Origin of the sequence: Amycolatopsis echigonensis (assembly GCF_014174495.1) — a bacterium.
Taxonomy (GTDB): Bacteria; Actinomycetota; Actinomycetes; order Mycobacteriales; family Pseudonocardiaceae; genus Amycolatopsis; species Amycolatopsis echigonensis.
Genome location: NZ_JACJHR010000026.1, coordinates 60981 through 82262 on the forward strand (window position 1 = coordinate 60981; position 21282 = coordinate 82262).

The following is a 21282-nucleotide window of genomic DNA, read 5'->3' on the forward strand; positions in this document are numbered from 1 at the left end:
GATTCGCGGTCACTCGTGCGGCCGCTCCCGCGTTACCGCCGACCCTGAGCGACCAGAGCTGACCTCAGGGTCGAATTGGGTGGTTTCACCGGATGCCCGAGTCGCCGATCGGCCGCGAAACTGGCCCGGTGACTCGGGTTTCCCCGCGATGGCGGCAAACAGTGGTATGGCTCCACGTAATCTCGTCAGTAGCATGGATGAGCCAGGCGCTCTCCCTGTGCGTGCTGACGCTGGTCGCGCTCGACGGACACCACGCGGGCCCGGCGATGCTCATGGCCAAACGGCTCGACGCCGTGCTGCTCGCGCCCATGGCGAACACCGCCGCGTTCACCGGTCTGCTTCTCGCCGGAGCCACCGCCTGGGGTTTCTTCCGGCATTGGTGGGTTCTGGTCAAATTCGGCCTGACGCTCATCCAGCTGTACGCCGGGATTTTCCTGCTCTCTCCTGCTCTCACCCAGGCCGCCGCGACCGCCGTACCGGTGTGGCAGCTAGCCGCGGGCAGTGCGCTGATGGCGAGCGGATTGGCGTTCCAGGTCTGGATTTCGGTCGCCAAGCCGTGGTCGCGCACGCCGTGGTCCACCGCCGCCAAACCGCGGCCCGCGCCCACCTGGGTGTTCACCGCCGGGCTGGCCGCGCCGATCGCGGACACCGCCGCCGGGATCGCGCTCGGCTACCCGATGCCCGCGTTCTCGCTGATCATGCTCGCCGTGCTGCTCGTCCGGCGACCGGAAACCCGGCTGCTCAGAGCTGGTTGACGTCCACGATCCGGACCACCGCGCTGCCCGCCTCGTCCGAGGCGCGCAAATCGACCTCCGCGCTGATCCCCCAGTCGTGGTCGCCAGCCGGATCGTCGAAGATCTGCCGCACCCGCCAGAGATCCGGCTCCTGCTCGATCAGCAGCAAAGCCGGACCGCGCGCGTCCGGGCCGATCCCGAGCGAATCGTGCTCGTCGAAGTAGTCCTCGATCGCGTCTTCCCACGCGTCCGCGTCCCAACCGGAGGCGGCGTCCAGCGCGCCCAGCTCGTCGTACGCCCGGCGCGAAGCCAGCTCCACCCGGCGGAACAACTCGTTGCGCACCAGCACGCGGAAGGCCCGCTCGTTGCGCGTGACCGCGGGCGGCTCGGGCGGCGGCCGGTGCGAGACCGGGCCTTCCTCGTCCGGATGCCGCAGCGCTTCCCATTCGTCCAGCAGGCTCGAGTCGACTTGGCGCACCAGTTCGCCGAGCCATTCGATGAGGTCCTGCAGCGATTCGGTTTTCGCCTCGTCCGGCACGGTGTGCCGCAACGCGTCGTAAGTGTCGGCGAGGTAGCGCAGCACCAAACCCTCAGAACGCGCGAGCTGATAGAAGCCCACGTATTCCACGAAGTTCATCGCGCGCTCGTACATATCGCGCACCACCGACTTCGGCGACAGCTCGTAATCCGCCACCCACGGGTGTCCGGCGCGATAGGACTGATAAGCCGCGTTAAGCAGCTCCTCCAACGGTTTCGGGTACGTGACGGATTCGAGAAGCTCCATCCGCTCGTCGTACTCGATGCCCTCGGCCTTCATCGCCTGCACGGCTTCACCGCGCGCCTTGAACTGCTGCTGCGACAACACCGGCCGCGGGTTGTCCACCGTGGATTCCACAATGGACACCACGTCCAGCGCGTACGACGGCGATTCCATGTCCAGCAGTTCGATCGCGGCCAGCGCGAACGGCGAAAGCGGCTGGTTCAACGCGAAATCGAACTGCAGGTCGACGGTCAGGCGGACGATGCGTCCCTCGGCGTCCGGTTCGGGCAGCCTTTCCACGACGCCGGCAGCGAGCAGCGAACGATAGATCTCGATCGCCCGCAGGATCAGCTTCCGCTGCGTCGGACGGTCCGAATGGTTGTCCTCGAGCAGATGCCGCATCGCGTCGAACGCGTTGCCCGGCCGCGAAATCACGTTCAGCAGCATCGAGTGGCTGACCTGGAAGCTGGACGTGAGCGGTTCCGGCTCGGCCGCGATCAGCCGGTCGAACGTGCTCTCGGTCCAGTTGACGAAGCCCTCCGGCGCTTTCTTCCGGACGATCTTCTTTTTCTTCTTCGGGTCGTCGCCCGCCTTCTCCAGCGCCTTCGCGTTCTCCACCACGTGGTCCGGGGCCTGCACGACCACGTAACCGTCGGTGTCGTACCCGGCCCGGCCGGCGCGTCCGGCGATCTGGTGGAACTCGCGCGCCTTCAGATGCCGCTGCCGCACGCCGTCGTATTTCGTCAGCGCCGAGAACACCACCGTGCGGATCGGCACGTTGATGCCGACGCCGAGGGTGTCCGTCCCGCAGATCACCTTCAGCAGGCCGGACTGCGCGAGCGTTTCGACCAGCCGGCGGTACTTCGGCAGCATGCCCGCGTGGTGCACGCCGATGCCGTGCCGCACGAGCCGCGAAAGCGTCTTGCCGAACCCGGCGGAGAACCGGAAGTCGCCGAGCAGGTCGGCGATCGCCTCCTTCTCCGCCTTGGTCGTGACGTTGATGCTCATCAGCGTCTGCGCCCGCTCGATGGCCGCGGCCTGCGAGAAATGCACGACATACACCGGTGCCTGGCCGCCGTTGAGCAGCTCGGACATCGTCTCGTGCAGCGGCGTGAGCGCGTACCGGAAGGTGAGCGGCACCGGCCGCTGCGCCGACGTGACCACCGCGGTCGGCCGCCCGGTCCGCCGGGTCAGGTCCTTTTCGAAGAACGAAACGTCGCCGAGCGTGGCCGACATGAGCACGAACTGCGCGTTCGGCAGCTCGATCAGCGGGACCTGCCACGCCCAGCCGCGGTCCGGTTCCGAATAGAAGTGGAACTCGTCCGCGACGACCTGGCCGACCGGGGCGTCGGCACCGTCGCGCAACGCGATGTTCGCCAAGATTTCCGCGGTGCAGCAGATGATCGGAGCATCGGCGTTGACGCTCGAATCGCCGGTCATCATGCCGACCTGGTCGGCCCCGAAGATGTCGATGAGCTGGAAGAACTTCTCCGAGACGAGGGCCTTGATCGGCGCGGTGTAAAAACTGCGTTTGCCGTGCGCGAGCGCGGTGAAGTGCGCGCCGACCGCCACGAGGCTTTTGCCGGAGCCGGTCGGCGTCGACAGGATGACGTTGGCCCCGGAGACGACCTCGATCACCGCCTCCTCCTGCGCCGGGTACAACTCGATGCCCCGCTCCGCCGTCCACGTCGTGAAGGCTTCGAACAGGGCATCTGCGTCGGGATCCGCTGGCAGGAGGTCGGTGAGAGTCATCGCGGCACCTATCGTGCCATCCCGGGCCCGGCCGCAGGTGCAGGGGAGATCGCGGGCCCTTGCCCTAACCCGTAGGCTTCCGGTACCGCGCGTCGCCGGAGGGGCCACAGGCAGGCGGGCGCGCACACGGGCGGTACTCGCGGAGGATTCGGCAATGGCACAGGACATCATCCCGATCGAGCTCGGGCTGCCGCAGGGCGACGTGGTCACCCTCTGGGCCCCGCGGTGGCGGGAGGACGGCGAGGAGTGGGAAGCGTTCCTCGGCGACGAGGACGACCTGTACGCCTTCCCGGACGCCGCGCACCTCGCCGCCTTCGTGCGCACGTCCGAGCAGCACGACCTGCTCGACCACCCGGCGTGGGACGCGGTGCCCGCGCTGAACGTGCCCGAGCTGATCCCGGACGACGACCACTCCTACGACCTCGTCGGCGTGCCCGAGCTGGTCGCCGAGGAGCCGGACTCGTGGACGATCGGCGAACTCGCCGAGATCGTCGGCATCGTGCGTTCGCTCGCCGACGTGTGCGAGCTGGACGAGGTGCACGAGGTGCTCGACGCCTACGAGGGCTTCTCGCTGCTGGAGCAGGGCCGGCTGCCGTTCACCGGGCGCGAGGGCGAAGCGCTGTGGAACGACCTGTCGAAGGCCGTCTCCGAGAAGTGGGACACCGTGCTCGACGCGATCGACAACCTGGTGACCGTGCCGGACGTCGACGCCGCGGTGCTGGAGCAGACCGCCGAAGAGCTGGCCGCCTTCCACGAGGAATCCGCCGAGGCGGAGGCCGGTGAAGAAGACGGCGGGCCGGAAGACCTCGAAGCGGTCGACACCGAGGACGAGGACGCCGAGGACGAGCCGGTCGGCTTCTGGGGCGAGGTCGGCATCGACCCGATCAAGATCGTCACCTCCGGTGCGGAGTACTACACGCTGCGCTGCTACCTCGACGACAAGCCGGTGTTCCTCGGCAACGACGGCGAGATCGACGTGTTCAGCTCGCCGAAGGCGCTGCTCAAGGCGATCAAGGCCGGGGACGAGCTCGCCGACACCGACCTCGCCGAGGTGTCCACTTGGGACGAGGTGCGCGAGAAGGCGGCGGCCGACGAGCTCGAGATCGAGGTCGACACCGACAACACCTACGTGTTCCCCGGCCTCGACGAGGACATCGCCGAGGGCCCCGAGTCGATCGACCCGACCCAGCTGGAGCTGGCCGTCGAGCTGATCACCGACGCCGCCGAATGGGCGGGCGACGACACCGTCGAAACCGCGCTGGCGGCCAACGAAAGCCTCGGCTGGCTGGTGTCGTTCGTGCTGCGGCCGGACCCGAGCCGGCTCGAGCCGAGCGCTCCGTTCGACGCCGAGCAGAGCGCCTGGCGCAAGCTGGTGGAGGACTTCGAGAACCGCCTCACGGTGGTCTGAACCTCTAGAGGGCGTCGAACACGCTCTCGGCCGAGTCCCCGGCGGAGAACATCTTCCAGGCGACGCCGGCGATCGCATCCGGATCCAAGGTGCGACCGCCGGCGTCGCCGTATTTTTCCCGCTGCGCGACGACCATCCGGTAGATGTCGCCGCGTTCGATCAGACCGCCGATGGTGAGGCTGCCCGCGTACACGCCGGTCCCGGCCAGCCGTTCGTGCAGCGTTCGCGCGTAGTTCCGCAGGGCCGCTGACGACATCGCGAGCGCGCCGAGAGCGGGCATCGGCCGCACCGCGCTCAGCCCGCCCGCGAACAGGAACCCGCCGCGGCCGCGTTCCAGCATGCCCGGCAGCAGCTTGCCGACCACCTCGACGGCCGGATACACCCAGCTCATCGCCTTCTCGACAGCGTCGACGGTCACTTCGGTGATGTCCGTGGGCATGCGGTCCGGCTCGATCGCGGCCGGGCCGTAGTAGGCGACGTCGATGGCCCCGAATCGTTCGGCGATTTCGTCGAGCGTCGTCCCGATGCCGTTCCGGACGTCGCCGACGAACGCCTCCGCGTCGCCGAGTTCGGCCAGGTAGGCCGGGTGCCGCTCAGCGGTGCGCGAAACGAGGGCGACCTGATATCCCTCGGCGGAGAACCGGCGTGCCATCGACATCCCGAGGCCGGGTCCGGCTCCGAGAACGACAGCGGTCGGGCGAATGGTCATGGCTTGGCTTCCTTCCCCAGAGGCAAGTCGAGGGCACCCTCGACTTCCATCGAAGCTACCACAAAACCCGAGGGTGGCCTCGACTTTGTACGATGGGACCCATGGCCACCGGATCGAAGCCGTTGCGCGCGGACGCCGCCCGCAACCGCGACAAGCTGCTGGCCGCCGCGACGCGCGCGTTTGGCGAGCACGGCCTCGACGCGCCGTTGGAGCAGATCGCCCGCAGTGCCGGGGTCAGCATCGGCACGCTGTACGCGCACTTCCCGACCCGGGACGCCTTTGTCGACGCGATCCTGCCCGCGCGAATCGCCGCGGTGGACGACCTGGCGACGAAGGCGTTAGCGGAGCCGGACCCCTGGCAGGGCTTCACCGGATTCCTCGACGGACTGTTCGTGTTGCAGGCCAAGGACCAAGGACTCAACGACGCCCTCGCCCGGCGGCTGCCGCTGAGCCCGGCCGCGGTGGAGGCCTGCCGCACCGGTTTCCAGCACGCCGCGCGGATTATCGACCGGGCCAAGGAATCCGGTCAGCTGCGCGCCGATTTCGAACCTTCGGACCTCGCCCCGCTGGTCTCCGCGATGTCACAGCTGATCCGTGAACCACCCGAAACCTGGCGACGGCATCTGGCGTTCTTTCTCGACGGCCTGCGCGCTTAGTCCTTTTCGGACTCCGCCCGCACCGGAACCAAAGCTATTGCCAGCAACGGGAAAATGGCCGCGACGCAATAGGCCAGCGCGTACCGGCCGTCCCCGATCACCAAGCCCAGCAACGGCGGCGTGAGCGACGCGGCGATGTTCTGCGCCGTGTTCTGCGTCCCCATCGCGCGGCCGGACCACGCGACCCCAGCCAGCTCGGCCGACGCGGTGAAGCCAAGACCGTTGTCCGCCACCGTGATCACCGCCGCCAGCACCAGCGCGGCCAGCACCAGCCACAGCCACGTCGCGTCCCCGACGGCGACCAGCAGCATCACGACCGCACTCGCGATGGCGAGCTGCCGCATCGGCCGCAACCGGCTGCCGACCCGGTCCGACCAATACCCCGACGCCAGCCGACCGAGCGCACCGAGCACCTGAGCCACCGCGACGAACACCCCGGCCTGCGCGGCGGTCCACTGATGCTGAGACACCAGGTACACCGGCGCGAACGCGGACACCGCGAACTGCGGCACCACCAACAGCGCGCTCGCGCCGTGCACTCGCCACAGCCACGGCTTGCGGTACGGCGACGGCGGCCGCTCCCCCTTCGCCGCGCGCGGCGGCCGCGGCGGGTCGATGACGAACGCCGCCACCAACAGCGCCACGCCGGCCGCCAACGCCGCCGGCAGCAGCATCGCCGCCTGGAACCCCCACTTCGCGGCCAGCGGCGGCAGCCCGAGCGCGGCCACGCCGACGCCCAGCGGCTGCGCCGTCTGCCGGATCCCCATCGCGACGCCGCGCTCGGATTTCGAGAACCAGCCCATCACGACCCGGCCGCTCGCCGCGTTCACCGAAGCCGTGCACGCACCGGCTACGAGAAACACTCCAAAGAGAAGGCCGACCGGGTGGTGCCACAGGGCGGCGTACACGAGGAGTAACCCCGATACGCCCAGGCCCAGCGCCATGATGAGCCGCTCGCCGTAACGGTCCGCAGCCGCGCCCCAGGCGATGAGCGTCAGCAGCAGGCCGATGCTGGGCGCCGCGACGACCGTGCCCGCCTGCGCCAGAGTCAGATGGTCGGCCTCGCGCATGGCGGGCACGAGAAATGGCAGCCCGTAAAGGAACGAGCAGCTGGCGGTCTGCGCGGCGAGGCCGAGCGCGAGGATCAACCACCGTCGCGAACTGCCTTTTTGCCGCACCCGCTCCCCAGCCTCGACCTGCGTCATTCCGCCACCGTCTCATTATGTGAGATATAGATCCTACATGGTGAACGATAGTTGGCGTGGCTAACGAACGCAACCGCCTTTCGGCGGCGGCCGCGTCCAGGAAGCGGTGATTCAGCCGAGTGCCGCGTACCCGGGTTTGACGACCTTCTCGATCAGCTCGAGCCGCTCGTCGAAATCGAGGAACGCGGATTTCATCGCGTTGATGGTGAACCAGCGGAAGTCGTCGAGGCCGAAGCCGAACGTCTCGGCCAGCGCGGCGAATTCACTGGTCATCGTGCATCCGCTCATCAACCGGTTGTCGGTGTTGACGGTGACGCGGAAGCGCAGCCGGGCGAGCAGTCCGATGGGATGTTCCGCCAGCGACGGCACGGTTCCGGTCTGGACATTCGACGAGGGGCAGATTTCCAGCGGGATCCGCCGGTCCCGCACGTAGCTCGCCAACCGTCCAAGGTGGACATTTCCGTCGGCGTCGGTGGTGATGTCCTCGGCGATCCGCACGCCGTGCCCGAGCCGTTCCGCACCGCAGTACTGGATTGCCTCGCCGATCGACGGAAGCCCGAACGCTTCGCCGGCATGAATAGTGAAGTGCGCATTGTTCCGGCGCAAATAGTCGAATGCGTCCAGATTGCGGGTGGGCGGAAATCCTTCCTCCGGACCGGCGATGTCGAATCCGGCGACCCCGGCGTCGCGGTAGCGCACCGCGAGTTCGGCGATCTCGAGCGCACGGGCGTGCTGGCGCATCCCGCACAACAGCGTCCGCACCCGGATCCGCCCGCCACCCGCGGCTACCCTCCGCGTCCCCTCGGCGAAGCCTTCCTGGACAGCCTCAACCACTGCATCGAGTGACAGCCCGCGGTCCACGAACAGCTCCGGCGCGTACCGCAGCTCGGCGTAGACCACTCCGTCCGCGGCCAGGTCCTCCACCGCTTCGGCGGCAACCCTGACCAGCGCTTCCTCCGTTTGCATGACGCCACACGTATGGGCGAATGTTTCGAGATACGAAACGAGCGAACCGGAGTCGGCCGCGGCCCGGAACCAGCGGCCCAGCTCGTCCGGATCGGTCGTGGGAAGGTCCCGGTAGCCGAGATCCTCGGCGAGTTCGGCGACCGTGCCGGGGCGCAGGCCGCCGTCGAGGTGGTCGTGGAGCAGGACCTTGGGGGCACGGCGCAGGATCTCCGCGCTCAGCGGGGTTACGTCCGACATGCTCCAACGGTAGCCTCGCTGTCATTCCCCTACCTGGCCGTAACCGAGAGCACCGGAGCAACCCTCTGCTCAGCACCGTGCGCAAGGAATCGGCCATCCGGGTGGCACGGCCGTTATCCGCGTTCCCCGGGGGCCATACGCACAGCAATTTTCTTCATCGATAAGCTCCGGTCAGTCCCTTCCATTTTCCCCGCCGACGAAGGACACCGCAGTGACCACTGACAACCACATTGCCGCTCCGTCGTTCGACCGGATGCGCAACATGCTGGTGCGCGCGGCCGAGGTTCGTGAGAGCGAGCAGCAGCAGATCTTCGACGCGCTCGACGACATCTACGCCCGGCTCGCGCCGGTGGACTCCCTGGGCGCGGTGCGCAAGCGGCTGTCGGAACTGCCGGACCGGACCGAGGTCGGGGTGCTGGCGGAACGCCTCGACGAGGCGATGACCCGGCTGGAGTCGCAGGACAACGCGATCGCCGCGCTCACGCACGCGGTGGAGAGCATCGTCGACAAGCTGGCGAAGCCCTTCGCCCAGCTCGACGGACGCCTCGACGGCGTGGCGGCGCGGTTCGAGGGTGTCGCGGGCCGGATGGACGGGCTCGAGGACAAGCTGCAGAACATCCACCGCCGGCTGGACGAACTCGGCGGGCACCTGGACAAGCAGGACGCGAAGCTGGAGTCGCTGCCGCAGGCGACGCAGGGCCCGATCCGCGACCGGATCGAGATGGCCGAGGCGTCGCTGCGCGAGCGGATCGAGACCACGGACCAGGAACTGCGCTCGCGCGTCGACGAACTGGACCGCGCGACGAAGGAACGCATCGCCACCGCGACCGACGCGGTGAAGAGCGCGGTCTCCGACACCGGCGAGATGATCGACCCGGCCGCCCGGCTCGACGCGGTGGGCACGAAGCTCGAGACGATCACCCAGCGTCTCGACGACCTGTCCAGCCGCATCGACAAGGTCGAAGACGACGTCACCGGCCGCATCGGCGACCTGGACGGCTCGGTCCGCAGCGGCCTGTCGAAGGTCGAAGGCACGCTGTCGAAGCAGCCCGACACCGACGCGGTCGACTCGCTGGTGCGCCGCAGCAACGACGAATCGGTGCGCCGCATCGGCGGCCAGCTGGACGAAGCGATGGCCACGTTCGCGGAACTGATGCTGGGCGGCGGACCTGCCGTGCAGCAGATCGCCCCGCCGCCGCCCGCCCCGCGCCAGCCGCGCCGAAGCTCCCGCAACGGCCGGTCGCCCAAGGCCGCCGACGCGAAGGCGAAGACTGGCGGCGACGCCGACGAGTCGACTGACTGACCGCTTCTGAACGAAGCCCCCGTCCGGAATCCGGACGGGGGCTTCGTCGTTTCGAGCTCCAGACGGGACTCCGCCGGTGACCTCACGGCCAGACGGTGCCGCACGATCGTTCGCGACGAAGCCTGCCACTCGCACCGCGGCCAGGCCTGCCAGCGCACCGCCGCCAGGACCGACAGCTCAGCACATCGCCGGACTGGAAAGTGCTGGCTAAACCGCAACCCCACCCACAGCCCGGGCGGAGCTTCGTCGATTCACAGTCGCGGGCGGCACCCAAATCCCCCAACCACACGGCCTCCCCAGCGCGGCGCGACTCCGCCTCCGAGTCGACGCCCACCCCCGCCCTCCTCTGGGGGGCTGCCCACGCCCAGTCTACCGGCGCTACCCGACGAAACCGGCGTTTGGAGCGAGCGGAGGCCGACTACTCCACAACCCGAGACGGGTGTGGACAACCGGTCTGGGCAGCAAGAACAAAGCCCCCGACCAGACCTCCGGACAGGGGGCTTCGTCGCAGGCGAGCAGTCAGGACCGCCACAGACGAGCAGCAGGGCTCGCCGAAGGCGAGCAGCCAGGCTCTCGGCAGACAAGCAGTCAGGACCGCCACAGACGAGCAGCCAGGCTCACCGAAGGCGAGCAGCCAGGCTCACCACAGACAAGCAGCCAGGCTCACCACAGACAAGCAGCCAGGCTCACCGCAGACAAGCAGTCAAGGCCGCACAGTCTCCAGCACGATCTCTCGCGAAGCAGGCGCCTCCGCACCCACCGTGAACCCGCCCTCCAACGCGGCGAGAGCAGCGGGCACCGCCTCCGGGGTGTCCGTGTGCAGTTCCAGCAACGGCTCCTCCGCCACCACCGCATCGCCCGGCTTCGCGTGGCACAAGATCCCCGCTGCGGCCTGCACCGGGTCTTCCTTCCGCGCCCGGCCAGCACCGAGTCGCCAAGCCGCGACCCCCACCGCGTAGGCGTCCAGCGAAGTCAGCACCCCCGAAGCAGGAGCCGGGACGACATGCACCGTCGAAGGACGCGGCAAGGGAGCCGAAGGGTCCCCGCCCTGCGCGGTGATCATTCGAGCCCACACCTCGTAAGCCTCGCCGGACGCCAGCACCTCAGCCGGATCCACGGAAATACCCGCCAAAGCAAGCATTTCCCGAGCCAACGCCACCGTCAACGCGACCACATCAGCCGGTCCGCCACCGCGGAGGACCTCAACTGCCTCCGCGACCTCCACCGCGTTCCCGACCGCCCGCCCGAGCGGCGTGCTCATGTCGGTGATCAACGCCGTGCAAGCGACGCCGTGCGCCGTGCCGATGTCCACGAGCGTCCGCGCCAGCAGCTGCGCTTCCGGCACCGTCTTCATGAACGCCCCGGAGCCAGCCTTCACATCCAGCACCAACCCGGAAGCACCCTCGGCGATCTTCTTGCTCATGATCGAGCTGGCGATCAACGGCACCGACTCGACGGTCGAGGTGACATCCCGCAGCGCGTACAGCTTCTTGTCCGCCGGAGCCAGCCCCTCGGTCGCCGCGCAGACCACCGCGCCGACCGAGTTCAGCTGCGCCGCGATCTCGTCCAGAGACAAAGCCGCGCGCCAACCCGGGATCGACTCCAGTTTGTCCAGCGTCCCGCCGGTGTGGCCGAGCCCGCGACCGGACAGCTGCGGCACCGCGGCACCGCACGCGGCGACCAGCGGAGCCAGCGGCAAGGTGATCTTGTCGCCGACCCCGCCGGTCGAGTGCTTGTCCACGGTCGGGCGCGCGACGTCCAGCGACAGCCGCGAGCCCGAGTCGATCATCGCGCCGGTCCAGCGCGCGATCTCGCCGTCGTCCATGCCCCGCAAGAAAATCGCCATGGCCAACGCGGCCATCTGCTCTTCCGCGACAACGCCGCGGGTGTACGCGTCGACGACCCAGTCGATCTGCTCGTCGCTCAGCCGTCCGCCGTCACGCTTCGTCCGAATGACATCTACCGCGGTGAAGGTCACGGCAGGTCCTCCGGCCCGAACGCGTCCGGCAGCACCTCCGACATCGGCAGCACCCCGCGGGGAGTGTCGACCAGGCAGGAAGAACCGCCGAGTTCGAACAGAATCTGGCGACAACGACCACATGGCATCAGGAGCTCACCTTCACCGCTACGGCAAGCCACCGCAATCAGCCGGCCGCCGCCGGACAGTCGCAATTGTCCGGCCATTGTGCACTCAGCGCACAAACCCAAGCCGTACGAAGCGTTTTCGACGTTGCACCCGGTCACCTGCCGACCATCGTCCACAATGGCCGCAACGCCGACGTGCAGTCCCGAATAAGGCGCGTAAGCATGCGAAGCGGCCGAAACCGCGGCCGCGCGCAAAGCTTCCCAGTCCACTTCGGACATCAGTCGCCCTCACCTCGCCGATACTGCGCACCGTCTGCCTTGGGCGGCCGAAGTCGTTGCGACGCAACGGCCAGCACAATCAGCGTCACGAAGTGCGCGGTGTACGGGATCAAGTCGCTCGGCAGCGTGTCGTTGGTCCAGTAGATCGCGTACAAGATCCCAGCGCCGACCACGCCGAGCGCAGCCGCGAGCCAGCGCTTCCGGATCAGCTGCACGATCACGATGATCGCCAGCAGGATGACCGCGCCGTACAGCAACGCCAGCACCGCGTCGCCGCCGCCGGCGAGCTGCAGACCGTCGGAGTACCCGAACAGCGCGGCCCCGCCGAGCAGCCCGCCCGGTCGCCAGTTGCCGAAAATCATCGCGGCCAGACCGATGTACCCGCGGCCGTTGGTCTGGTTCTCCAGGTAGTCCGCGCCGCCCTTGAGCAGCACCAGCGACGCACCGCCCATGCCCGCGAAACCGCCGGAGATCAGCACGCCGACGTACTTGTAGCGGTACACGTTCACGCCGAGCGACTCCGCCGCGACCGGGTTCTCGCCGCACGAACGCAGCCGCAGGCCGAACCGGGTGCGCCAGAGAACCCAGTAGCTCACCGGGATCAGCAGGATCGCGATCATGGTCAGCGGCGCGACCCCGGTCACCAGTCCGCGCAGAATGCCCGCGACGTCAGACAGCCCGACGCGCTGCTGGTTCTCCAGCGAGCCCAGCCAATCCGACAGACCGGCCGCCGAGTAGGTGTCGAACTTCGGCACCGGCGGCGACTGGCGCGGGTTTCCCGACAGCGGCTCGAAAATCAGGTTCGCCAGATACTTCGCGACGCCGAGCCCGAGCAGGTTGATCGCGACCCCGGAGACGATGTGGTTGACGTTGAACGTCACCGTCGCCACCGCGTGCAGCAGCCCGCCCAGCGCGCCGAACGCGATCGCGGCCAGCAGGCCGACCCACGCGCCGCCGTAGTACGAACCCCAGGCCGCGCCCCAGGTGCCGAGGATCATCATGCCTTCGAGGCCGATGTTGATCACGCCCGCGCGCTCGGCCCACAGCCCGCCCAGCGCACACAGCAGGATCGGCAGCGCCAGCCGCAGCGCGGTCGACGCGGTGTTGCTCGACGTCAGCGCCGAAACGCCGGTGGCATACGACGCGGTCGACATGACCGCGATCGCGACCACGGCCCAGATCACGCCGCGCAGCCAGCCGGGGATCCGCTGCCGCTTGCGCTTGACCGGCATCGGCGTCCCGGACTCCGGTCCCGGCCGGGAGAACTCCGTCGTGGTGGTCACACCGCACCGCCTTCCGCGACCGAGGCGCCCTTGCGGCCGTTGCCGGCGAGCGCCCTGCCCACCCTGCGCTGTTCCGCGGCGAGGTCGGCCCGGCGCACGATCTCGTACGCCACGACGACCGAGAGCACGATGATGCCCTGCATGATCGTCGCGATTTCCTTGGACACGTTGATCTGCTCGAGCGACACCGCCGAGGTGTCCAGGAACGCCCACAGCAGCGCGCCGAACGCGATGCCGCCGGGGTGGTTGCGGCCGAGCAGCGCGACCGCGATGCCGGTGAAGCCGTACATCTGCGTCGCGGTGATGCCGTAGCTGTAGTCGCGGCCGAGCAGTTCCGGCATGGCGACCAGACCGGCCACCGCACCGGAGAGCAGCATCGCGATGAGCGTCATCTTCTTCGCGCTCACCCCACCGGCCGCGGCGGCCGTCGCGGACTCGCCGCTCGCCTTCAGCTCGAAGCCGAACCTGGTGCGGTTCAGCATGAACCAGTACGCGCCGCCGATCACGATCGCGATGAACACGAACCCGAACAGCGTGCCCGACCCGAGCGGGATGCCCGGGATCCGGCCGGACGGCGCGATCACCCTGGTCCCGATGTTGTTGCCGGTCTGCACGCCGAACTGGTTGGCGTTGATCAGGAACGCGATGATGCCGGCGACGATCGAGTTCAGCATGATCGTCGAGATGACCTCGCTGACGCCGCGGGTCACCTTCAGCACCGCCGGGATCGTCGCGTACAGCGCGCCGGAAACGATGGCCACCAGCAGGATCACGATGGTGTGGATGACCGGCGGCAGCTGCAGCGCCCCGCCGATGATCGCGGCGACCACCGCGGCGAACCGGTACTGGCCCTCGACCCCGATGTTGAACAGGTTCATCTGGAACCCGATCGCCACGGCGAGGCCGGACAGGTAGTACACCGTCGCGAGGTTCACCGTGTCGACGGCGGTGGAACCCTTGAACAGCTGGCCGATCATCGTCCCGTATGCCTGCAACGGGTCGGCGCCGGAGATGACCAGCGCGATCGCGGACAGGATCACTGCGAACGCGATCGCGAGCAGCGGCGGCAGAAGCCGCGTGCGCCACGAACTCATGAGTCTTCACCTTCTTCGGCGCCGGTCATGGCGGAACCGAGTTCCTGCGGAGTGACAGTGGCGGGGTTCGCCTCGCTCACGAGCCTCCCGCGCAGCATCACGCGAATGGTGTCGGACAGCCCGATCAGCTCGTCGAGGTCCGCGGAAATCAGCAGCACGGCGAGGCCGTCGGCACGTGCCTGACGGATCTGCTCCCAGATCATCGCCTGCGCACCGACGTCGACCCCGCGGGTCGGATGCGAAGCGATCAGCAGCACCGGATTGCCGGACAGCTCGCGGCCGACGATCAGCTTCTGCTGGTTCCCGCCGGACAGCGCGGCGGCCGGAACGTCGATGCCGGGGGTGCGGACGTCGTACTCGCGCACGATCCGCTCGGTGTCCTCCCGCGCTCCCGCGATGTTGAGCAGCTGTCCGCCGGACACCGGTTCCCGCGTCTGGTAGCCGAGAATCCGGTTGACCCACAACGGTTGCGTGAGCAGCAGGCTGTGCCGCGTGCGGTCCTCGGCGATGTAGCCGATGCCCGCCTCGCGCCGCGCCAGCGTGCCCAGCTTGACCAGGTCGTGCGTCTCGCCGCCGGGCGGCGTCAGCTCGATGTGGCCGCCGCTCGCCTTGCGCATCCCCATGATCGTCTCGACCAGTTCGGTCTGGCCGTTGCCCTCGACCCCCGCGATGCCGAGCACCTCGCCCGCGTGCACGGTGAAGGAAATGTGGTCCAGCACGTTGCGCTCGGAGCCCTCGGCGGACAGCCGCAGCTCACGCACCCGCAGGACCTCGCGGTCGGTCACCGTCGACTCGCGCGTCTCCGGGCTCGGCAGCTCCGAACCGACCATCATCTCGGCCAGTTCGCGGCTGGTGATCTTCTTCGGATCCGCGGTGCCGACCGTGGTGCCGCGCCGGATCACGGTGACCGTGTCCGCGATCGCGCGCACCTCGTCGAGCTTGTGCGAGATGAAGAGGAACGTGTAACCGTCGGCCTGCATCTCGCGGACCGTGGTGAACAGCGCGTCCACTTCCTGCGGCACGAGCACGGCGGTCGGCTCGTCGAGGATGATGATTTTCGCGCCGCGGTAAAGGACTTTGACGATCTCGACGCGCTGGCGGTCGGCCACGCCGAGTTCCTCCAGCAGCGTGTCCGGCTTCGCGTGCAGCCCGGTCCGCTTCGACAGTTCCTGCAGCCGCGTCCGCGCCGCGCGGCCGATGCCGTGCAGCGATTCCGCGCCTAGGAATACGTTTTCCGCGACGGTCAGGTTGTCGGCGAGCATGAAGTGCTGGTGCACCATGCCGATCCCGGCACGGATGGCGTCCTGCGGGTTGCGCAGTTTCACCTCGGCGCCGTTGATGGCGATGTTGCCCTCGTCGGGCTGCTGCATCCCGTACAGGATCTTCATCAGGGTCGACTTGCCCGCGCCGTTTTCCCCGCACAGCGCGTGCACCTCGCCCGCCGCGACGGTGAGGTTGACGTCGGAGTTCGCGACCACGCCGGGAAACCGCTTGGTGATCCCGGTCAGCTGGACGGCCGGCACGCCCCGGTCGGGGACGGCGTCGGCCTCGATCTCGGTCATCGGAGGGGACATCCCGTTCTGTCGAAACGCGTGAGGGCCCGGAAGGAAGATCCTTCCGAGCCCTGCCGCGTCATGAGCGTTACTTGGCCGGCTTGTCCGAAACCTTGATGGCGCCGGAAATGATCTGGGCCTTGTACCCGTCGAGCACGTCCTTGATGTCGTCGACCTTGCCACCTGAGGTGGAGTAGCCGACGCCGTCGGCCTTGAGGTCGAACCGCTTGGGCACCGTGCTCAGGTCGCCCTTCGCAACGGCCTGCAGATACTCGAAGACCGCGACGTCGACGCGCTTGATCATCGAGGTGATGATGACGTCCTTGTCGGCGGCGACGGTCTTCTGGTTGTACTGGTCGGAGTCGACGCCGATGGCCAGCGCGTTGTTCTGCTTCGCCGCGTCGAACACGCCCTTACCGGAGGCGCCCGCCGCGTGGTAGACGACGTCCGCGCCGCGGGAGATCTCGGCCGCGGCCTTCGCGTTGCCCTTCGGCGGGTCCTGGAAGCCGGAGAAGTCGCCGGCCGGCGTCAGGTACTCGTCTTCGATCTTGATCTTGCTCGAAACGGCCTTCGCGCCCTGCAGGAAGCCCGCCTCGAACTTCTGGATCAGCGGGGTGTTCACGCCGCCGACGAAGCCGACGTGGCACTTCTTGCTCTTGTACGCGGCGGCGACGCCGGCCAGGAACGAGCCCTGCTCCTCGGCGAAGACCAGCGGCGTGACGTTCGGCAGGGTGATCGAGTCGTCGTCGACGATCGCGAACTTGGTGTTCGGGTACTTGGCGGCGACCGCCTTGACCGACGGCGCGTAGGCGAAGCCGACCGCGATGATCGGGTTCAGGCCCTGCTGCGCCATCTGCTCGAGCCGCTGCTGCTTGGCGGCTTCGCTCTCGCTCGCGCTCGCGGTGCTCTCGTTGACGGTCGGGACGCCGAGGTCGGTCTTCGCCCGGTCGGTGCCCGCGGCGGCCGCGTCGTTGAAGGAAGCGTCACCGCGACCGCCGACGTCGAAGGCCAGGCCGACCTTGAGCTTGCTGCCGTCGACCTTGCCCGAGGCGGCACTGCTGCTCGTGGCGGCGGCCGGAGCGGCGGGCGGCTTCGGGGCGGTGATGCAGTTCGACCCCGCATTGCCGTCCGAACCGGACGCGTTGTTGTTGCTTCCCCCGGTGTCCTTCGCGCACCCGGCCAGTGCAAGCACCCCAGCCATGGTCGCGGCGGCCAGCGCGGTTCCACGCATGCGACGCAACGTGTGTCTCCCTCCCCGCTGATCCAGCGGACGATCCAGGAACGGCCCGGTCACGGTCGCCGGGCTCAACCGCCAGACCGTACCCAACCGCCGGGTAACCGCCATAGGAACGGCACGCTACGTAACACAAACGTTTACTCGGAGGGTCGATCCGCGACCAATCCGGCGCCGACTGTGATCAAGTGCCCCGGCCGCCCGCGCACCCATCACTCACCGTGCCCCTCCTCGTTCCGGGAAAGGTCCGTGAAGGACTCCCCGAGGGAACCTGATTCCCGGAAGGAGTCCTTCACGGACCGCTTCAACGTGCTCCAGACCACACGTCCGAGTGGTCTGCCGTGGTCACCGGTGTCTGGTCCATCACAGACAGGAACCCGGAGGTGAGCCGAGCGTATGGGTCGGGTCTAGCATCCATGCATCCACGCTCGATGGCCCCTGATCTCGGCACCGTCGCCGGAGTTGTCCCCAGTGGACCGACCCCGGCCGCGGGTGCGGACCTCACCGGTCACCCGGGCACGACAGTCATGACGTTGGAGGCCGTTCACCGATGTCCACCACGGCGAGCACTGCCACCGAAAGCGGGGCAGGAGCTAGCGATCGGGCGGGTGCCTCACGCCGGCAGGGAACCTTCTACCGGGGCGACCCCGGCATGTGGTCCTGGGTGCTTCACCGCATCACCGGCGTGCTGACCTTTTTCTTCCTGTTCGTGCACGTGCTCGACACCGCGCTCGTGCGCGTGTCGCCGAACACCTACGACCAGGTCATCGAGACGTACAAGACGCCGATCGTGAACCTGCTCGAGGTCGGCCTTGTCGGCGCGGTGCTCTATCACGCACTCAACGGGCTCCGCGTCCTGCTGGTCGACTTCTGGGCCAAGGGCCCGAAGTACCAGAAGACGATGCTCTGGGTCATCGGCGTCGTGTGGGTGGTCGTGATGGTTCCGGGTGCGTTCTTCATGCTGAAGCGCACCGTCGAGACGCTTTTCGGGGGTGCCTGATCCCATGGCCGACGCTCTGATCCTCGACAAGCCGCGCTCGCCGCGGCGCCCGGCCGCCCGGCGCAGCAACTTCGAGCTCTACAGCTGGCTGTTCATGCGCATCTCCGGGCTCGCGCTGATCATCCTGGTGCTGGGCCACCTGTTCATCATGAACATCCTCGACGGCGGCGTGCACCGCATCAACTGGGGTTTCGTCGCCGGCCGCTGGGCCTCGCCGTTCTGGCAGTTCTGGGACCTGGCGATGCTGTGGCTCGCCGAGATCCACGGCGGCAACGGGCTGCGCACGATCATCGACGACTACGCGCGCAAGGACTCCACCCGGTTCTGGCTGAAGATCCTTCTCTACGTCTCGATGGTGCTCATCCTGGCCGTCGGCACGATGGTGATCTTCACGTTCGACCCCGAGATGCCTGCCTCCTGAGGCGCACCCACCACTAGCTAGCGGAGTCTTTCCCTATGCAGTTCCACAAGTACGACGTGGTGATCGTCGGCGCGGGCGGCGCCGGCATGCGCGCGGCCATCGAGTCCGGTCAGCGCGCCCGCACCGCGGTCCTCACCAAGCTTTACCCGACCCGGTCCCACACCGGCGCGGCCCAGGGCGGCATGTGCGCCGCGCTGGCGAACGTCGAAGAGGACAACTGGGAATGGCACACCTTCGACACCGTCAAGGGCGGTGACTACCTGGTCGACCAGGACGCCGCGGAGATCATGGCCAAGGAGGCCATCGACGCCGTCCTCGACCTGGAGAAGATGGGCCTTCCGTTCAACCGGACACCCGAGGGCAAGATCGACCAGCGCCGGTTCGGCGGGCACACCCGCGACCACGGCAAGGCCGCGGTGCGCCGCGCCTGCTACGCCGCGGACCGCACCGGCCACATGATTCTCCAGACGCTGTACCAAAACTGCGTCAAGCACGGCACCGAGTTCTTCAACGAGTTCTACGTGCTCGACCTGGTCCTGTCCGAGGGCGAGGACGGCACCCCGGTCGCCTCCGGCGTGGTCGCCTACGAGCTGGCCACCGGCGAACTGCACGTGTTCCAGGCGAAGTCGATCGTGTTCGCCACCGGCGGCGCGGGCAAGATCTTCAAGACCACGTCGAACGCGCACACCCTCACCGGCGACGGCCTCGGCATCATCTTCCGCAAGGGCCTTCCGCTGGAGGACATGGAGTTCTTCCAGTTCCACCCGACCGGCCTCGCCGGACTGGGCATCCTGATCTCCGAGGCGGTGCGCGGCGAGGGCGGCATCCTCCGCAACGCCGACGGCGAGCGGTTCATGGAGCGCTACGCCCCCACCATCAAGGACCTCGCGCCGCGCGACATCGTCGCGCGGTCGATGGTCCAGGAGGTGCTGCAGGGCCGCGGCTGCGGGCCGAACAAGGACTACGTCGTCCTCGACGTGACGCACCTGCCGGTCGAGGTCCTCGAGACCAAGCTGCCGGACATCACCGAGTTCTCCCGCACCTACCTGGGCGTCGACCCGGTCAAGGAGCCGGTGCCGGTGTTCCCGACGTGCCACTACGTCATGGGCGGCATCCCGACGAACGTCCACGGCGAGGCGCTGCGCGACAACGAGCACGTCATCCCGGGCCTGTACGCCGCGGGCGAGGTCGCCTGCGTGTCGGTGCACGGTTCGAACCGGCTGGGCACGAACTCGCTGCTGGACATCAACGTGTTCGGCCGCCGCGCGGGCATCGCCGCCGCGGAGTACGCGCTGGCGCACGACCACGTCGAGCTTCCGGAGAACCCGACCGCACTGGTCGAGGACCAGCTGAAGCTGCTGCTGTCGGAGCACGGCGACGAGCGCGTCGCCGACATCCGCAAGGAAATGCAGCAGACGATGGACTCGCACGCTTCGGTGTACCGCACCGAGGACACGCTGAAGCAGGCGCTGACCGACATCCAGGCGCTCAAGGAGCGCTACCAGCGGATCACCGTGGCGGACAAGGGCAAGCGGTACAACACCGACCTGCTCGAGGCCGTCGAGCTCGGCTTCCTGCTCGAACTGGCCGAGGTCCTGGTCGTCGGCGCGATCGCGCGCAAGGAGTCCCGCGGCGGGCACGCCCGCGAGGACTACCCGAACCGCGACGACACGAACTTCATGCGGCACACCATGGCCTACAAGCAGGGCGAGGGGCTGTCGGCCGACATCCGGCTCGACTACAAGCCGGTCACCTTCACCCGCTACGAACCGATGGAGCGGAAGTACTGATGACGACGGCCACCCCTGAGGCGCCCTCCTCGAAGGCGTCCGACGAGCACACTCCGATCCAGGTCGCGCTGAAGATCCTGCGGTTCAACCCGGAGGTCGACTCCGAGCCGCACTGGGAGACCTACGACGTCCCGGCGCAGCCGACCGACCGCGTGCTGAACCTGCTGTTCTACGTCAAGGACTACATCGACGGCACGTTCTCCTTCCGCCGTTCGTGCGCGCACGGCGTGTGCGGTTCGGACGCGATGCAGATCAACGGGATCAACCGGCTGGCCTGCAAGGTGCTGCTGAAGGACCTGCTGGAGAAGAACGGCAAGAAAACCGAGATCACCATCGCCCCGATCAAGGGCCTGACGACGTTGAAGGACCTCTACGTCGACATGGACCCGTTCTTCGAGGCGTACCGGGCGATCAAGCCGTACCTGATCACCTACGGCAACGAGCCGACCCGCGAGCGGATCCAGTCCCAGGCCGACCGCAACCGGTTCGACGACACCACCAAGTGCATCCTGTGCGCCTGCTGCACGTCGTCCTGCCCGGTGTACTGGAACGACGGCTCGTACTTCGGCCCGGCGGCGATCGTGAACGCCCACCGCTTCATCTTCGACTCCCGCGACGAGGGCGCCGAGGAGCGGCTGGACATCCTGAACGACGGCGAAGGCGTGTGGCGCTGCCGCACGACGTTCAACTGCACCGACGCCTGCCCGCGTGGCATCCAGGTGACGAAGGCGATTCAGGAAGTGAAGCGGGCGCTGCTGTTCAAGCGCGTCTGATTGGTTTCGCTGCGAGAGCGGCCCTCGCCCCGAGCATTCG

18 protein-coding genes are annotated in these 21282 nt (G+C 68.1%); 8 read left to right on the plus strand and 10 right to left on the minus strand.

Translation table 11 applies throughout. The features are described 5' to 3' along the window. The first annotated feature begins 197 nt into the window (after positions 1-197). Positions 198-755, plus strand: coding sequence for a hypothetical protein (locus H5411_RS19570; protein WP_246369074.1), 558 nt, complete (start codon positions 198-200; stop codon positions 753-755). Here H5411_RS19570 and H5411_RS19575 read toward each other — a convergent pair. Continuing rightward, a complete protein-coding gene (locus H5411_RS19575; protein WP_183124570.1) occupies positions 742-3246 on the minus strand; it encodes a DEAD/DEAH box helicase in 2505 nt (834 codons plus the stop codon). The genes H5411_RS19570 and H5411_RS19575 overlap by 14 nt on opposite strands. Before the next feature lie 154 nt (positions 3247-3400). On the opposite strand from H5411_RS19575, the gene H5411_RS19580 reads away from it, so the two are divergent. Continuing rightward, positions 3401-4654, plus strand: coding sequence for a primosomal protein (locus H5411_RS19580; protein WP_101435891.1), 1254 nt, complete (start codon positions 3401-3403; stop codon positions 4652-4654). A 4-nt stretch (positions 4655-4658) separates the two neighbouring features. Here H5411_RS19580 and H5411_RS19585 read toward each other — a convergent pair whose 3' ends face one another. Further along, entirely contained in the window at positions 4659-5363 is a 705-nt protein-coding gene (locus H5411_RS19585) for an SDR family NAD(P)-dependent oxidoreductase (protein WP_183124571.1), read from the minus strand. A 101-nt stretch (positions 5364-5464) separates the two neighbouring features. Here H5411_RS19585 and H5411_RS19590 point away from each other — a divergent pair, with 101 nt between their 5' ends. Then, positions 5465-6019: a TetR/AcrR family transcriptional regulator gene (locus tag H5411_RS19590; RefSeq protein ID WP_220817146.1), complete on the plus strand. Its 555-nt coding sequence runs from the start codon at positions 5465-5467 to the stop codon at positions 6017-6019. Here the strand turns inward: H5411_RS19590 and H5411_RS19595 are convergent. Both H5411_RS19595 and H5411_RS19600 read right to left on the minus strand, forming a co-directional pair. Next, positions 6016-7224, minus strand: coding sequence for an MFS transporter (locus H5411_RS19595; protein WP_183124573.1), 1209 nt, complete (start codon positions 7222-7224; stop codon positions 6016-6018). The two genes, H5411_RS19590 and H5411_RS19595, sit on opposite strands and share 4 nt — an antisense overlap. Before the next feature lie 111 nt (positions 7225-7335). After that, complete coding sequence (locus H5411_RS19600) at positions 7336-8427, minus strand: adenosine deaminase (protein ID WP_183124574.1); 1092 nt, start codon at positions 8425-8427, stop codon at positions 7336-7338. Positions 8428-8638: 211 nt separating this feature from the next. On the opposite strand from H5411_RS19600, the gene H5411_RS19605 reads away from it, so the two are divergent. Continuing rightward, positions 8639-9730 (plus strand): PA containing protein, encoded by a 1092-nt coding sequence (locus H5411_RS19605; RefSeq protein ID WP_101435896.1) that lies wholly within the window; start codon positions 8639-8641, stop codon positions 9728-9730. Positions 9731-10433: 703 nt separating this feature from the next. Here the strand turns inward: H5411_RS19605 and H5411_RS19610 are convergent. From H5411_RS19610 to H5411_RS19635, 6 genes are all read right to left on the minus strand, one after another. Then, on the minus strand, positions 10434-11708 hold the full coding sequence (locus H5411_RS19610) for a thymidine phosphorylase (RefSeq protein WP_183124575.1): 1275 nt from the start codon (positions 11706-11708) through the stop codon (positions 10434-10436). Continuing rightward, positions 11705-12094 carry a cytidine deaminase gene (locus tag H5411_RS19615; protein ID WP_101435898.1) on the minus strand — a complete coding sequence of 130 codons (390 nt, stop codon included), beginning with the start codon at positions 12092-12094 and terminating at the stop codon, positions 11705-11707. The genes H5411_RS19610 and H5411_RS19615 overlap by 4 nt, the downstream gene beginning before the upstream one ends. Beyond that, a complete protein-coding gene (locus H5411_RS19620; protein ID WP_101440807.1) occupies positions 12094-13326 on the minus strand; it encodes an ABC transporter permease in 1233 nt (410 codons plus the stop codon). Before H5411_RS19620 ends, H5411_RS19615 begins: the two co-directional genes overlap by 1 nt. Positions 13327-13373: 47 nt before the next feature. Next, on the minus strand, positions 13374-14471 hold the full coding sequence (locus H5411_RS19625) for an ABC transporter permease (protein WP_183124576.1): 1098 nt from the start codon (positions 14469-14471) through the stop codon (positions 13374-13376). Beyond that, a complete protein-coding gene (locus H5411_RS19630; RefSeq protein WP_101435900.1) occupies positions 14468-16033 on the minus strand; it encodes an ABC transporter ATP-binding protein in 1566 nt (521 codons plus the stop codon). Before H5411_RS19630 ends, H5411_RS19625 begins: the two co-directional genes overlap by 4 nt. A 79-nt stretch (positions 16034-16112) precedes the next feature. After that, positions 16113-17255 (minus strand): BMP family lipoprotein, encoded by a 1143-nt coding sequence (locus tag H5411_RS19635; protein WP_101435901.1) that lies wholly within the window; start codon positions 17253-17255, stop codon positions 16113-16115. A 553-nt stretch (positions 17256-17808) separates the two neighbouring features. On the opposite strand from H5411_RS19635, the gene sdhC reads away from it, so the two are divergent. From sdhC to H5411_RS19655, 4 genes are read left to right on the plus strand one after another with little or no spacing between them, the layout of a single operon-like run. Next, positions 17809-18258, plus strand: coding sequence for a succinate dehydrogenase, cytochrome b556 subunit (sdhC, locus tag H5411_RS19640; protein ID WP_009072553.1), 450 nt, complete (start codon positions 17809-17811; stop codon positions 18256-18258). Positions 18259-18262: 4 nt separating this feature from the next. Continuing rightward, positions 18263-18679: a succinate dehydrogenase hydrophobic membrane anchor subunit gene (locus H5411_RS19645; RefSeq protein WP_101435902.1), complete on the plus strand. Its 417-nt coding sequence runs from the start codon at positions 18263-18265 to the stop codon at positions 18677-18679. A 35-nt stretch (positions 18680-18714) separates the two neighbouring features. Beyond that, entirely contained in the window at positions 18715-20469 is a 1755-nt protein-coding gene (gene sdhA / locus H5411_RS19650) for a succinate dehydrogenase flavoprotein subunit (protein WP_101435903.1), read from the plus strand. After that, complete coding sequence (locus H5411_RS19655) at positions 20469-21242, plus strand: succinate dehydrogenase iron-sulfur subunit (protein WP_101435904.1); 774 nt, start codon at positions 20469-20471, stop codon at positions 21240-21242. The genes sdhA and H5411_RS19655 overlap by 1 nt, the downstream gene beginning before the upstream one ends. The last annotated feature ends 40 nt before the right edge of the window (positions 21243-21282 follow it).

Coding starts and splice junctions, on each gene's coding strand:
- H5411_RS19625 (WP_183124576.1), bottom strand. CDS start 14,471: ATGAGTTCGTGGCGCACGCGGCTTCTGCCGCCGCTGCTCGCGATCGCG.
- H5411_RS19580 (WP_101435891.1), top strand. CDS start 3,401: ATGGCACAGGACATCATCCCGATCGAGCTCGGGCTGCCGCAGGGCGAC.
- H5411_RS19585 (WP_183124571.1), bottom strand. CDS start 5,363: ATGACCATTCGCCCGACCGCTGTCGTTCTCGGAGCCGGACCCGGCCTC.
- H5411_RS19595 (WP_183124573.1), bottom strand. CDS start 7,224: ATGACGCAGGTCGAGGCTGGGGAGCGGGTGCGGCAAAAAGGCAGTTCG.
- H5411_RS19655 (WP_101435904.1), top strand. CDS start 20,469: ATGACGACGGCCACCCCTGAGGCGCCCTCCTCGAAGGCGTCCGACGAG.
- H5411_RS19630 (WP_101435900.1), bottom strand. CDS start 16,033: ATGACCGAGATCGAGGCCGACGCCGTCCCCGACCGGGGCGTGCCGGCC.
- H5411_RS19575 (WP_183124570.1), bottom strand. CDS start 3,246: ATGACTCTCACCGACCTCCTGCCAGCGGATCCCGACGCAGATGCCCTG.
- sdhC (WP_009072553.1), top strand. CDS start 17,809: ATGTCCACCACGGCGAGCACTGCCACCGAAAGCGGGGCAGGAGCTAGC.
- sdhA (WP_101435903.1), top strand. CDS start 18,715: ATGCAGTTCCACAAGTACGACGTGGTGATCGTCGGCGCGGGCGGCGCC.
- H5411_RS19600 (WP_183124574.1), bottom strand. CDS start 8,427: ATGTCGGACGTAACCCCGCTGAGCGCGGAGATCCTGCGCCGTGCCCCC.
- H5411_RS19615 (WP_101435898.1), bottom strand. CDS start 12,094: ATGTCCGAAGTGGACTGGGAAGCTTTGCGCGCGGCCGCGGTTTCGGCC.
- H5411_RS19645 (WP_101435902.1), top strand. CDS start 18,263: ATGGCCGACGCTCTGATCCTCGACAAGCCGCGCTCGCCGCGGCGCCCG.
- H5411_RS19620 (WP_101440807.1), bottom strand. CDS start 13,326: ATGCCGGTCAAGCGCAAGCGGCAGCGGATCCCCGGCTGGCTGCGCGGC.
- H5411_RS19590 (WP_220817146.1), top strand. CDS start 5,465: ATGGCCACCGGATCGAAGCCGTTGCGCGCGGACGCCGCCCGCAACCGC.
- H5411_RS19570 (WP_246369074.1), top strand. CDS start 198: ATGAGCCAGGCGCTCTCCCTGTGCGTGCTGACGCTGGTCGCGCTCGAC.
- H5411_RS19635 (WP_101435901.1), bottom strand. CDS start 17,255: ATGCGTGGAACCGCGCTGGCCGCCGCGACCATGGCTGGGGTGCTTGCA.